14 protein-coding genes are annotated in these 12,708 nt (G+C 70.4%); 10 read left to right on the top strand and 4 right to left on the bottom strand.

Features of this window, described 5'->3' with window-relative positions:
* Positions 1 to 388 precede the first annotated feature (388 nt).
* The 8 genes from OQ02_RS44040 to OQ02_RS24355 all read left to right on the top strand — a co-directional run bounded on the left by OQ02_RS44040 (position 389) and on the right by OQ02_RS24355 (position 6,336).
* Positions 389 to 616, top strand: a complete 228-nt coding sequence (locus OQ02_RS44040) for a hypothetical protein (protein ID WP_156077275.1) — start codon at positions 389 to 391, stop codon at positions 614 to 616.
* A 35-nt stretch (positions 617 to 651) separates the two neighbouring features.
* Positions 652 to 1,872 carry an AAA family ATPase gene (locus OQ02_RS24385; protein ID WP_033440871.1) on the top strand — a complete coding sequence of 407 codons (1,221 nt, stop codon included), beginning with the start codon at positions 652 to 654 and terminating at the stop codon, positions 1,870 to 1,872.
* Positions 1,873 to 1,932: 60 nt separating this feature from the next.
* Positions 1,933 to 3,693, top strand: a complete 1,761-nt coding sequence (locus OQ02_RS24380) for a VWA domain-containing protein (RefSeq protein ID WP_033440870.1) — start codon at positions 1,933 to 1,935, stop codon at positions 3,691 to 3,693.
* Between the two features lie 92 nt (positions 3,694 to 3,785).
* On the top strand, positions 3,786 to 4,046 hold the full coding sequence (locus OQ02_RS24375) for a hypothetical protein (protein WP_033440869.1): 261 nt from the start codon (positions 3,786 to 3,788) through the stop codon (positions 4,044 to 4,046).
* On the top strand, positions 4,043 to 4,540 hold the full coding sequence (locus OQ02_RS24370; protein WP_231500202.1) for a hypothetical protein: 498 nt from the start codon (positions 4,043 to 4,045) through the stop codon (positions 4,538 to 4,540). Before OQ02_RS24375 ends, OQ02_RS24370 begins: the two co-directional genes overlap by 4 nt.
* Positions 4,541 to 4,765: 225 nt before the next feature.
* The gene (locus OQ02_RS41245; RefSeq protein ID WP_156077274.1) at positions 4,766 to 5,488 is read left to right on the top strand and encodes a DddA-like double-stranded DNA deaminase toxin; all 723 of its coding nucleotides are present in this window, start codon (positions 4,766 to 4,768) and stop codon (positions 5,486 to 5,488) included.
* Positions 5,489 to 5,490: 2 nt separating this feature from the next.
* A complete protein-coding gene (locus OQ02_RS24360; RefSeq protein WP_033440867.1) occupies positions 5,491 to 5,907 on the top strand; it encodes an Imm1 family immunity protein in 417 nt (138 codons plus the stop codon).
* 69 nt (positions 5,908 to 5,976) lie between these two features.
* A complete protein-coding gene (locus tag OQ02_RS24355; RefSeq protein ID WP_081915910.1) occupies positions 5,977 to 6,336 on the top strand; it encodes an Imm1 family immunity protein in 360 nt (119 codons plus the stop codon).
* Positions 6,337 to 7,156: 820 nt separating this feature from the next.
* Here OQ02_RS24355 and OQ02_RS44995 read toward each other — a convergent pair.
* Both OQ02_RS44995 and OQ02_RS24340 read right to left on the bottom strand, forming a co-directional pair.
* Positions 7,157 to 8,089, bottom strand: coding sequence for a DUF4192 domain-containing protein (locus OQ02_RS44995; RefSeq protein ID WP_063747142.1), 933 nt, complete (start codon positions 8,087 to 8,089; stop codon positions 7,157 to 7,159).
* A 64-nt stretch (positions 8,090 to 8,153) separates the two neighbouring features.
* Positions 8,154 to 8,798 carry a MarR family transcriptional regulator gene (locus OQ02_RS24340; protein ID WP_063747141.1) on the bottom strand — a complete coding sequence of 215 codons (645 nt, stop codon included), beginning with the start codon at positions 8,796 to 8,798 and terminating at the stop codon, positions 8,154 to 8,156.
* Between the two features lie 314 nt (positions 8,799 to 9,112).
* Here OQ02_RS24340 and OQ02_RS24335 point away from each other — a divergent pair, with 314 nt between their 5' ends.
* Positions 9,113 to 10,009 (top strand): hypothetical protein, encoded by an 897-nt coding sequence (locus tag OQ02_RS24335; RefSeq protein WP_033440865.1) that lies wholly within the window; start codon positions 9,113 to 9,115, stop codon positions 10,007 to 10,009.
* Between the two features lie 146 nt (positions 10,010 to 10,155).
* Positions 10,156 to 10,389 (top strand): hypothetical protein, encoded by a 234-nt coding sequence (locus OQ02_RS24330; protein WP_156077273.1) that lies wholly within the window; start codon positions 10,156 to 10,158, stop codon positions 10,387 to 10,389.
* Positions 10,390 to 10,566: 177 nt separating this feature from the next.
* On the opposite strand, the gene OQ02_RS24325 is transcribed toward OQ02_RS24330, so the two are convergent.
* Both OQ02_RS24325 and OQ02_RS24320 read right to left on the bottom strand, forming a co-directional pair.
* A complete protein-coding gene (locus tag OQ02_RS24325; protein ID WP_051772741.1) occupies positions 10,567 to 11,565 on the bottom strand; it encodes a C40 family peptidase in 999 nt (332 codons plus the stop codon).
* 4 nt (positions 11,566 to 11,569) lie between these two features.
* Positions 11,570 to 12,655 carry a replication-relaxation family protein gene (locus OQ02_RS24320; RefSeq protein ID WP_033440863.1) on the bottom strand — a complete coding sequence of 362 codons (1,086 nt, stop codon included), beginning with the start codon at positions 12,653 to 12,655 and terminating at the stop codon, positions 11,570 to 11,572.
* Positions 12,656 to 12,708: the final 53 nt, after the last annotated feature.

Here is a 12,708-nt window from a genome sequence, read left to right as displayed (position 1 = left end):
GGGGGATCCGCTGGTATCCCAGACTCGCTTGGCCACAAGCCGGTGGACACATCGGGGCGGACTGGTGGCCGACTGCCTGCTCTGTCGGCTCCGGGCTGCGCCTGCCTTTCAACTGTTCTCTTTCTGCCTCATTTCCCTCTCCGTAATGCTTCCCAAAATCCTTTCTTTTTATGCCCATGTACCCGCTGGCTTTCGGCTGTCCGCTCGGCTCCCAAAGCTCGCTGTCCTCGCTGGCCTGCGGAAACGGAATGGCATTTCGGTCGGAAATGTGCGGACGTGTGCCGTTTCGGGCAGTCCGGAATGGTAGGGGCGGCGACCGGCCGAAAAGAGTCTTGAAATTGAGCTGTCAAACCTATTGTATGGCGCGCGGCGCAGAGTCATAATTGAATTGTCGCCGGGGGAACCGGAAACCACACCGAACACCACACCCGGCGCGAGCCATGTCGAAAACGGAAAGCTGATTATGTGTTACGCCGACACCTTGACGAATAACGACGGAACCGCCACCGCGTTTTGCTGCTGCGGATGGTCGGCGGACCACGCCGCCCCGGAAGCGGCGGACGCCGACGCCGAACGGCACCAGACCGCCGCCGCCGAGTCCACGCTCGCCGCCTGACCACGCCGCCCGTACACCGGAAAGGAACGCCCGCGATGACCACGCCCACCACGCCCACCGCACCGCCCGCCCCGGCACCCACCACCACGCCGACCGCCCCGGCGAGCGCGCCGAAACGACTCGGCAACGGTGAGCTGCGCGCGATGGTCGCCAAGGTCCTCGCCGACAACACGGGCACCGACCTCACGCCGCGCACCATCGCGCACACCCTGAACCGGTCATCCGGGGCGGTCGGCAACGCCTGCAAGGTGCTCGCGGACCGGGGGGATGCCGAGGTCGCCTCGACCGCCCCGCTGGCCTATCGGGCGACCGCGACCACGGCGTCCGCCGCCGCGCCCACGATCACCCCCACCCCACCGCGCACATCCCGCCCGAAGACGTCGACGCCGCCCGCCGCCGCGCCTACCAACCCCGCCCCGTCCGGGACGGGTGGCACCCCCACCCGGTCGGCACGCGTGGTGACGGGTCCGGTGAAACGCCCGAACGGGATGGACTACCACCCCCGGATGTTGGCCGGAATGCCGGACGTGACCGCGTTGCAGCGGTTCCGGGACGCCGGGGTTGCCGCGCTGTTGTACGGGCCGCCCGGCACGGGGAAGACCTCGGTGGTCGAGGCCGCCTTCCCGGACCTGGTGACGGTTCAGGGCGACGGGGACACCACGGTCGCGGACTTCGTGGGCGAGTACACCCAGACCGACGACGGCCGCTACGTGTTCGTACACGGTCCGCTGGTCCGCGCCATGCGTGAGGGTGTGCCGCTGTTCATCGACGACGCCACCCTGATCGCGCCGACCGTGCTCGCGGTGGTCTACCCCGCGATGGACGGACGCCGCCAGATCGTGGTGAAGGCCAACGGGGGAGAGGTGGTGGACGCCGCGCCGGGGTTCTACGTGGTCGCCGGCCACAACCCCGGCGTACACGGCGCGGTGTTGTCCGACGCCCTGTCGTCGCGGTTCTCCGCGCAGATCCACGTGGTCACCGACTACGACCTCGCCGCCCAACTCAAGATCGACAAGCGGGCGGTGAAGGTCGCCCGCAACCTCGCCACCCGACAGGCCAAGGGCGAGATCGGGTGGGCACCCCAGCTGCGGGAACTGATCGCATTCCAGAAGATCGCGGGCGTGGTCGGGGTTCTAGCCGCCGCCGGGAACCTCGTGGGCGTCGCGCCGGAAGAGGACCGCGAGATCGTCGCCGCCACCGTCAAGGCCGTATTCGGCACCACCGTGGCACCTCTGGCACTCGGTGCCCGCGTCTGACCCAACCCGCCCCCACCAACACCGACCCACGCCGCCACCGTCCCGAAAGGACAACCCGCGATGACCACCCACCTCGTAGCCGACCCGGACGCGACCGGTGCCGCCGTGTTCCCCGCCCGCCCCGAATGGCTGACCCTGTCCACCGCGCTCGTGGACGAGGTCGAGATCATCGCCGACCGCGAGGACCTGTTGGTGACCATCGCGCCGGGTGCGGGCGGGGGTGCCCCGGCGTGTTTCTACCCCGCCCGCGTGCTGATCGAGGTCGACGGCACCCACCTCGGGGTGGACCCCGCCACGGTGGACCCTGCCAACCTCGCCGACCGCGCCCGCTACGCGACCACGTGGGGGCTGCTCACCCACGAGTGCGGACACGCCAAACACACCGCATGGGACGTGCCGGAGGGCACCCCGCCCGCTGTGGCAGAGGCCGCCATGCTGCTGGAAGAGCCGCGCATGGAAGCCGCGCAGGTCCGCCGACGCCCCGACGACCGGCACTGGTTGCGCGCGTCCGCCACCGACCTGATCCTCGCCGACACCGACGCGACCGACCCCGCCCGCGCGCCGCAGATGACCACGGCCGACGCCGCGCACACCGCCGCGCTGCTGCTGGCACGGGTGGACGGCGGCATCCTGACCGCCGCCGAAACAGCCCCCGTCGCCGCCGTGGTCGAGACCATCCTCGGCGCGGACCTGTTGGCCGAGTTGCGCGGACTGTGGCGGGAAGCGCTGGACACCGCCGACGACGACGCCGACGCGATGATCGACCTCGGGCGGCGGTGGTGTCAGGCCATCGGAACCGACCCCGACAACCCCGACCCCGGCGCGGACCCCGGCACGTACGGCGACCCCGACCCGTCGGGGTCGCCGGACGTGCCTTCACCGCTGACCCAAGCCATCGGGCAGGCGTTGGCGAACGTCGCGCGGGCGGTCGCGCACGAGATTCCGCCCCAAGACCCCGCCGCCGTGGCGGCGGCACAGCAGGCCTCCGAGGACGCCGCCCACGAAGCCAACGAGGCGACCGCCCGGACGGTGTTCTCCGGCGCGTACCACAACCCCACGGGCTACGGGACCACCGCCACGGCCGGCACCCGCCCACCCACCGCCGACGAACGCACCGCCGCGCGCGTGTTCGCCCGCACGTTGTCCACCGCCGGGGTCCGGGAACGGGTGGCGGTCAAGTCCACCTCACCGGTCCCTCCCGGGCGGTTGCGGATGCGCGGCGCACTCGCCGCAGACGCCCAACGCGCCGCCGGCGCGACCGTCACCGCCGAACCGTTCACCCGCACCACCCGACTCGTCGCACCCACCCCGCCGCTACGGCTGGGCATCGCGTGCGACGTGTCCGGCTCGATGGGCTACCTGCGCGGACCCGTCGCCTCCACCGCATGGATCCTCGCCCACGCCGGACACCGCGCCACCGTGCCCGTCACCACCGCCACCGTCATCTACGGCGCGCACGTCCGCCCGATCACCCACCCCGGCACCGTCCCCGACCTCGTGACCGAATTCGACGCCAACGACGGCTCACACGACCTCGCCGCCGCCGCCGCAGCCCTCGACGGCGCGCTCGGACTGTCCCACCCCGGCGCGGCACGCCTGCTCGTGATCGTCTCCGACGGGCACTACGACCCCGCCGAACGCGCCGCCGGACGCCACCAGGTCGACCGGCTGCGCGCCTCCGGGTGCGCCGTTCTGTGGCTGACCACCGACGACCGCGACGATCCCTTCGACAGCGTCACCGTCCACAAGTTGACCAGCCCCACCGCCACCGCCCACGCCATCGGACGCGCCGCCACCGCCGCCCTGCGCGCCACCCGCTGAAGCTTTACCCGGTTCGGGGCGGGCATCCCCGCCCAGACCACCCACCACCCACCGACCACTGACCACTGACCACCGCACGCGAGGTGACCACGATGACCTACACCGCCGGATTCGCCACCGTCGACGACGCGATCGCCGCCCTGTCCGCCTACGACCCGGCAACGCCCCTGCGGATCGCCACGCAGCCCGGCTACCCGATGCAACACCTCCTCGCGCAGGTGGTGCGCACCCCCGACGACGCCGAAGGCGACGGCAACCCACCCACCGACCCGCCCGTGGTGTGGCTCGGCGCGGGCGAACAGGTCGGCCACCTGCCCGAGTCCGCCGCCGATGCCCTCGGATGGTCGCGATGACCACCACCGTGCCCGGCCTCGCCGAACGCGCGATGCGCGCCGCGCATGCCCACCGCGCCGCCGACCCCCACGGATTCCACCACCGCCACGACAACCCCGAGGCGTGGAACCGGTGGGCGCGCCGCGCCCGCGTCGCCCGCACCGTCGCCACCGCCCTGCAGGTGCCCACCGACGCCGTGCTCGCCACCGACGACCCCCACCGCACTTACCCCACCCGCACCGGAGAGGTCCCCGGCGACCTGATCACCGTCACCGACCCCGCCACCGGGAGCACGTGGCGGTTCATCCCCGACCACACCACTCCCGGCCAGGCATGGCTGCTGCTCGACCGCTGCCCCGGCTGCGACGCCGAGACCTCTGTCGCCCGTGTCGCCACCCTGGCCGACCTCGGTGACTACCTCGCCCCCGGCCACAACGCCCCGCTCCTCCGGGAGATCCGCGACATAGCGGACCACCAGCCCAGCTGCACCGCAATCCCTCAGGCGGAGGGCTGAGAGCGGTTTCAGCCGGTGAGTCCCGGGATCACGAGGGCACTGCCGATCCCAACGGCGGGTTCGGCGAGGTGTGGCCGGACTTGCGCTCGGAACATGCCGAGCCCGGCGTGAGGGCCGTTGCCGTCCGCTTCGACAGGTGACCCGCTTCAAGGTGGCCACCAGGGCGTGTCACGATCGCAACCGACCCGACAGCAGGGGGTTTGGTTGGCGAGCATCGGTGACGTCGTGGCCGCGCTGCGCCGGGTGGTCGAGGACCTGCCCTTCGCGCCGTTGGCCGAAGCTCTCGACCTGGTGGAAGACGCGAAAGCCCTCATCGAGATGGCCGTCGCGGGCAGCGGGCAGGACGAGTTCGGGCAGGTCGTCGTCCGGTTCGGGGAGGTAGCCGACGGCATCGGCGCGCTCCAGGAGGTGTTGACCGCCATCCAGCGGTCCGCCACGGCGGCGGCAAGCCGCCTCGAAGGTCACGGCGCGCCGCGAACCGTCACGCCGCCACCGGATCAACCCGGCACAAGCACGCCGGCAGGAGCGAAGTCGACCACGTCGAACCCGACGCCCGAGCGCATGGGCGAGCTGCTCAAGGCCCTTCCCGTGCGCGACGACCCCGGCGGCAAGACCACGGGCTACTGGGTCGGCCAGACCGGTCGGGTGCAGGGCCCTGTCGAGAGCGGCCGGGGCGAGCTGCGTGAACAGGCGGTGCAGAGTCTGCGTCGTCTGGGCCTGGCGCCCGCGCGGGGAACGCTCACCGTGGCCGACCACGTGGAGGTGCAGGTCGCGGTGCAGGTGCGAGAGGCCGGCGGCGCTGACGCTACGTTGGCGGTGAACAACCGGCCCTGTGACTTCGGCCCGCTGTCCTGCGACCGCATCGTGCCCAGAGTGCTCCGGCCGGGCCAAAGCCTGACGGTCTACTGGCCCGACGGCGTGAAGACCTACACCGGAAAGGAGCGTTAGCCGTGGGGTACGTGCTCGACGTGGCTTACCGACACGACCAGGAACCGAGGCACCTGCGCACGCGCGCCGACGTCGACGCCTTCGTCGACGAACTGCTCACACTCGGCCCGGCCTACAGCGCCGCCACGGCCTACGCCGTCGAGGAAGGCAGCGACGCACTGCCCGACCACGAGCTGCTGATCGGTACCGGCGGGCAGACCGGCCTGGGTGCCGTGCGGTACAGCGGTGAACACGGCACCTGGTACCTCCAGGGCGAGCGGGTCAGCCCCGACGGAGTGCGATTTGCCTACTTCGGCACCGCCCAGGAGTTCCCGGCCGACGCCGAGGTACCGCTCGACCTGGTCCGCGAAGCCCTGTGGGGACTGCTGACCAGCCGCGGCGACCGTCCGGACGGGCTGACCTGGGCTGAGACCGACTGAGGCTGCCGCCGTTCCCGTCGCGCTTGCACGCCACACCCGACCGCAGCCGCCAAAAGCAAGCCAGCCAGGGTGACAGGCCTGCCACACTGCTGCAACGCATGGCCGCCGACTTCGCCGCCCAGGACGGCCCGGTCCCGCCCATGGTCGCCCCGCCCCGACCCGTGGGTCGAGGGCTGGGTGGCCGTCCGGCTCGGCACCGCCCCCGACCGCGGCTTCATCGCCCACGCCGACGCCACCGGCTCCCACATCACCACCAACGGCGGCGACCCGGACGGCGAACCGGTCCTCTACGACCACCAGGCCCACACCCGGGAGTGGCCCTCCGACGCCGAGCTGCCGCCGGCCGACGTGATCAAGGCCACCCACGACCTCGTCGCCACCGACGGTGAGCGGTCCACGATCGTCAACTGGCGGACATGGGGCCTGTAGGAGTTATGTCCGATCACGGCCGAGTCCACCCGGCAGCGTGCGACCCTTCGCCAGTCGGACGCGCGCGACGAAGCCCTCAGGACCGAAGGCCGACAGGGAAGGGCTGGTCCTGCTCCCGCGACACGGCTCGAAACTCGACCCGTGCAGCGCGACCCGCGCACCGATCGGCGCCAGCGGATCGGTATCGGATACCTCGGCTCCAGCGCTCATCGCGTCGACCCGACCACAGCGACTGCAGTCATAGGTTGATCGGCTCCGAACCGGACCCAGGCGGAACTCGCGTCAACAAGTCAGCCCGCCGTCGGCCTTCGTCGACGTATTGTGCTGGATCAATCAGTCTGATCGTTTCAGTGAAGACCAAAAATGACGACCTCGGTCGGCGGGGCGCTGTACGCGAGGGCCGCCACTTCCTGCCCGATGAATGAAGGTCGACAGCGCCGTCCTGGTGACCATGGACCGGCCCTGACCGCGCGGCGCCAACCGCCTGGGCTTTGTGCGACTCGATTCGGCGGGACTCTCCGACCGGGGCGCCCCTGTCGGGCGCCGACAGCGACGTGGTCCATCGTGGTCGGCGCATGTGGTTGGTGTGCAGGACCCATGACACGGCAGTGGTGGGCGGTCCGGAAGTGCTGACCACCGTGCTCGCCGAGTGGTCCGTCACGGTCGACCGCATCGGTTGCGGTACAGGTTCGCGGGTTCCTGACCGGGCTGTCTGGATCGCGTTGTGACGATGAAGAGCCGTCGGCGGCTCTGCTCGGGCCGCCGACGGCTGGTCGTATCAGGTCGGCAGGAGTGGCACCCCGGTGTCCGGGGGCCGGGGTCACAGCTCTGCGATCAGCTTCTGGCTCCGTCGCGCCATCTCGGACAGGGCTTGCGGGTCGATCCCGTTGCACAGTGCGGTGCCGAGCAGTTCGCCGAGGCGGTGCCCGGGGAAGCTCTTCTCGGCGTGTCCGACTGCGGCGGCGGCGAGGTTGAGGTCGCCTCGCAGGCAGGCGTAGGCGGCCAGGAGCGCGGCCGGTTCGGCTCGTTCGGGCACGGGGCTCGTCCTGACCAGTTCGGTCCACAGGGCCTCGGCGCGGTCGGCGTGCTCGCTGATGGCGAAGGACAGGCAGGCGTCGCGGACCAGCGGGTTGGTCAGCGCGAACGCCAGGTCGGCGATCTCACGATCGGTCAACGGCTGCGTGCGGTCGCCGGCGCGGAGCACGTGTTCGTGCAGCAGGTCGAAGCGGCTTCGGCGAGGGCTGGGTTGTCCGGGAGCGGCGGGATGGTCCTCGGCGGTGGGGTCGGTTCGCCGGTGCAGGTCGTCGAGAAGTTCGACCCGTCGCGCGAGAACGTCCTCCGGTTCGGGTAGCAGGGCCGTCGGGGTGATCGTGCCTACCGTGGTGCGGTCGATGACGACCCAGACCCGGTGTCCGTCGAAGGTGTAGACCCAGTCGGCGTGGCGGAGGTCCTGCCACGGCCACGGCCATCCGCCCGACGGCGGATAGCACAGGCCGTCGTCCCGGTCTGTCCACACGTCGACCAGGTCGGCCACGGCGGCGGTGAAGGTGTCCGGGTCGGTCGCCTCCAACAGCGTTCGCCCGGCGACGATCGTGCGCAGTGATCGCGGGTCGGCGTGGCCTTGGACGGCTCCGAGCCATCGGGATTCGGTGCCGTGCTCGTCGTAGAAGTCGGCGATGGCAGGGCAAGACGGTGTGGGCGTGACGGCTTGGTGGTCGGCGGTCGTGGCGTCCGCCGGGCGGGTGGTGCGCATGGTCGTGCTCCCGTATGTCGTCAGTGTGGGTGCCGGCGCGGGCGGTGGTACCCGCCCAGGCCCTTCAGCTGTTCGCGGTGGACTCGTCGGAGCCCGGGGCGAGCGCGTACCTCTTGGGCTTGTCGCTGGTGCGCACGGCGTAGCCGCCGCCGACCAGCTTCTCCAGCGCGTTGTGCACCGCACCGGCCGACCGGGACAGTGCCCTGCCGATCACGTTCGGGGTGAAGTCCTGCCCGGAGTGCTCCCGCAGGTGGTCCTCGACCAGCCCACGCAATGCCCCCGGTGCCAACCTCCGGCCCTTCGGCTCCGCATCCACATCCGCCTCACCGGCCGCAGCGGGTCGGTCCTCGGCGGCGGGCACGTCACCCTCAACCAAGGGGTGATCATGCGCGCGTCGGTCATCGGTCGGCCCGTCGTCGGCAGACCGGTCTTCTCCGGAAGGCCGATCATCGGTGGTGATCGACCAGCGGTCGGCGGGACGCGATCCGCCGTCGGCGATCCCGGCCGTGCGGGCGACCAGACCTTCCTTTTCCCAACGTGCGAGGAGCTTCGGCGCGGTGGACTTGCCGATCCCGGCGGTGGCCGAGAGGGCGGAGGCAGTGCTGCCGGGATTGTCGAGCAGTGCCTGCCACAGCTTCTCCTCGGTGTCGGTGCGCGGCTTCACCGGATCGGGGACAGCTCGCAATGCCGGACGGGCGTTGGTGGACATGACTACCTCGCAGGAAGTGACGTGTGGTGTGGGCGGTCATGCCCCGGCCAGGGCGGGTGCGGCCCCCGGTGCGCATCCGGTGATGTCGGGCCGCATGACTATGGACGCTTCCTTGCCGCCGTGAAGTCAAGCGGAATGACCGAACAAGCCAACTGTCTTCTGTAGACGGTCAGAGAATCGACAAACCGTTACGCCACAAGCGTCTACTTCGCCGCCGGTCGCATACGGGCATTGACATCGTGGCGGTCACGAAGCGTCCATACATGTGGGCCGTCAGGCCCGGATGAACCCGACCTGAAGGGAAATGGGAAACCATGACTGCAGACACCACGCCGCCGACGCCACCCGAGGCCACCCCGGACGCTGCTGTTGCCGCGCCGTGTGGCGACACCGCAACCACCCCGGCCGACCCGACGCCCGTAGCGACACAGGACGACGAAGAGACGAAGATGTTGTGGCGGGAAGGACTTCCGGAGGACGCCATGATTCTCGCCCCGTCGGTCGCCGCCACGCCCATGCGGCAGCCCGAGAACACCTGGGCGATGCTGGTGCTGGCAGCGGACGTCCTGGACGACACCGATCCCGACCGGGAAGGCGAAGTCGCCCTGTTCGCCGGATGTTGGCTGCCCGAACAGCTACAGGCGGCAGTATCCGGAGGCGATCTCGTCCTCGTGCTGACCGCGCCCGACGGCGAGTCGTCACCGGACGACCGGGTCGATGTGGAGATGCTGCTCGCCCACGGCGACCGGTGGATGCGGGTCGGTGAGTGGGAAGGGTTGGACCCGCGCTGGCCGTGGGCCGTCGCGGTGACCGCTGCGGCGATCATGGCACTGCACGTGGAAGCAACCGGGATCGCCCCGCTCCCGACAGGCCCCACGGAGGGTCGATCTCTGGGGGGTTTTGGCGGCAACGGCGCCCTTGCGGACCTGCTCGCCGCCGGCCTGCTTTATGAGGGCGAGGAGTTCATCTGGGATCTTCCAGGGCGCGGTGCCCGGCACACCGCCCGTATCCGCTCCGACGGCACCCTGGTCCTCGCCGACGGCCGCGCTTACGCCAACCCCTCCGGCGCGCTGACCGCCCTCGCCGGCAGCTTTCACGGGAACGGCTGGGTGCAGTGGAAACGAACCTCGGACGGACGCTCACTCGCCGAGCTTCGCGCCGAGCTGCGTACCCGCCGAGGACTGACGATCGGAACGCGTCGAGAGCAGTGAGTCTTTCTTCGGCAGCCGGGCCGCCCGCATCTACAGGCGCGGGCGGCCCGGCCGTCCTGCCGCGATAGTCGGCACAGGCGTGAGTGAGGCGGAACCCTGCAGAGGTTCGGTTCTGGCACCTCTACAACGGCAGCTACGTCAACTACGTGGGTCAGGTGGAGTATCGCCTCACCAATAACGGCCGCGACCAGGCCAACATCGATTGGTGGGACGGCGACCGATATGAAGGCGGAATTCCTGACAAAGACGGCAACTGGCACAGGATCAATACGGCCGACATCGGAGACTACAGTCGCCCTGGCAAGCAGGAGGTCAAGGTCATCGTCAGCTACGACAAGCCTGGGTTGGACGACTGGTGCCAGATCACGTGGACGATGTAGCCCGCCTCTCACCTCGCTGGCCGACGGCTTTCCGGCGACAACCTCGCGGCACCGTACGGGTCCACTCCCGGCTGGGACTGTACGGGAAGCGGAACCATCAACCGCTCAACCTGCCAGGGACTCACGCGTGGTAGCTGATCAATTGGTCATGTTGAGGCCGGCTGTACTCGAAACCGATCACGTGTGCGTGGAAACGGCGACCGCAATAGGGGTAGCCGGGCGGGTCGCTCCGGCGTAGTCGTCGCCGTTGTACCGGTAGTTGTCGATCTGCACCGGCTGACCGAAGGTCGGGGCGTTGATCATGAGTCCGCCGCCGATGTAGAGGCCGACGTGGTGGATGTTGCCGCGTGTGCCGTAGAAGACGAGGTCGCCCGGCAACAGCGGCTGCCCGGCAGGGACGCGTGGGCCCGCGTCGAACTGGGTCTGGGCGGTGCGGGGCAGGGTCACCCCGGCGGCGGCGTAGGCGGCTTTGGTCAGTCCGGAGCAGTCGAACCCGGCGTGTCCGCCGTCAGGGCCGTTGCCGCCCCACACGTAGGGCAGTCCTCGTTGTCCGCAGGCGTAGTTGATGGCGGCGTGGGTGATGGCGTTGAGGGCTTGGATGGCGTTGCAGTCGCCGTTGCCGACGCCGGCTGCGGCGGCCTCGGCGTACTTGGCGGCTTGTTCGAGGACCTTGTCGACGTACCAGTCGGCGTGGTTGTAGGCGAAGATCCCCGCGCGCAGGTCGCCTTGCCGTACGCCTTCGTCGCACAGCAGGAAGGCCGCGGCGTGGACGGCGTCGTGCGGGTTGTATCGCGAGGGCGGGCTGGCGCCGCCGGGCGGGATCCGGTGTTTGGCGATGACGCCGTTGAAGGTTGGTGCGAGAAACTGCATCGGTCCGCCGGCTCCGGCGTGGTTCTCGCCGTCGGCCACACCAGGCGCTTTCAGCCGGCCGTGGTCGGTCTCGACTTTGCCGATCGCGGCGAGCACGGTCCAGTTCAGGCCGGGGCAGTGCGGGGCTGCGGTGACGTAGAGCAGGCAGTAGTCGGGCGGGATGTCGGCCATGGGCTTGGTGCAGTCCACCGAGGTGGTCGACGAGCTGCCGAACAGCGCTTCCACCACGGCACTTACGCTGTGGCCGATCAGGATGGGGATGAGCAGCAACAAGGCCGCGGCTCCGATGGCGATCTTGGCGAACACGCTCTCACCACCTCCCCGGCTGGCCCACCCCGCGCGGCGCTCGTGGGTTGGTTGCGGTGGGTGGCATCGGTGAAGGCGGCGGCGACAAGGGCTGTGGCGAGTCCGCCCCCGTCGGGGTTTCCTCGTTGGGCGTGGCCGGCGGTGGCACATGTGGCCAGGCGTCGGGCAGCCCCGACAGCGGTCGCCGGGGCGCTCCGGCGGGGGCGGTCAGCGGCAGCCAGATTTGGTCGGCTGGGCTCGGGTGGCCAGCCTCGGGGTTGAGAAGTTCGGCTGCCGCGGTGGCGATCGGCACCGAGCGCCGGTCGTCGAGCTCGCGCCACGCTGTTGCGAGCAGCCTGCGGGCGGCGGCCTCGCGCCGTGAGGTCGGTAGCCACACCAGCAACGGCGTGGTGATACCGGTGGCTTGCGCGAGGGCGGCGTAGCCGGCCAGTTTCCCGGCGAGCTTGCCCAGCGGCTCGGTGCCGAAGTCGTACTCGAGAAACCACTCGACCTGCCGGTCACCGTGACGGTCGTCGTGGTGGCGCCAGCGGCCGTAGCCGTCGGGTTTGATCAGGTCGCCGAAGTGGCGGGCGCAGCGGGTCTCCGACCACCACGCCGCCAGTGCGACCTGTTCGCCGGAGTGGGGGTGGCGGGCGCGGTCGACCAGGGCGGTGAACCACTCGTTGACCCCGACGGTGTGGGCCAGGCGCAGGCTGTGGGCGATGCCGAATACCCGGTCGTGCCGGTAGCCCATCTGTTTGACGTCGAGGCCGTCCTCGGCGGCGAGCACAGCCGCGCCGGTGGGCGCCAGCACGTAGTGCATGGGCGCGGTGCCGAGGGTGACGAAGGGCTGGAAGCGGTCGACGACACGCCAGAGGTAGAGCTCGCGCAGCCGCATCCGTCCGGAGCGGAAGCTGGGGAAGGCGAGTGCGGTGATCTGGTGGGCGGTGAGGACCTTGTGTTCCCAGAGCATCCGGGCGATCCACTTGTCGCGCGGGGTCAGCCGCCACGCCAGCACGGCCTGGTGCTCGGCGGTGTTCGCGACACGCGGGGTGGGCCGGGTGGGCTTGTGGCCGCGCAGAGCGCGCTGGCGGGTGGGATTGGTGATCATGGAGGGCACCTCCGAGTGAGCAGGCGGCGTCACCCCGGACGCGAGGCACGCCG

The organism is Saccharothrix sp. NRRL B-16314 (assembly GCF_000716595.1).
GTDB lineage: Bacteria > Actinomycetota > Actinomycetes > Mycobacteriales > Pseudonocardiaceae > Actinosynnema.
The sequence above is the reverse complement of the archived record's forward strand: the minus strand, read 5'-3'. Positions and strand labels throughout refer to the sequence as shown.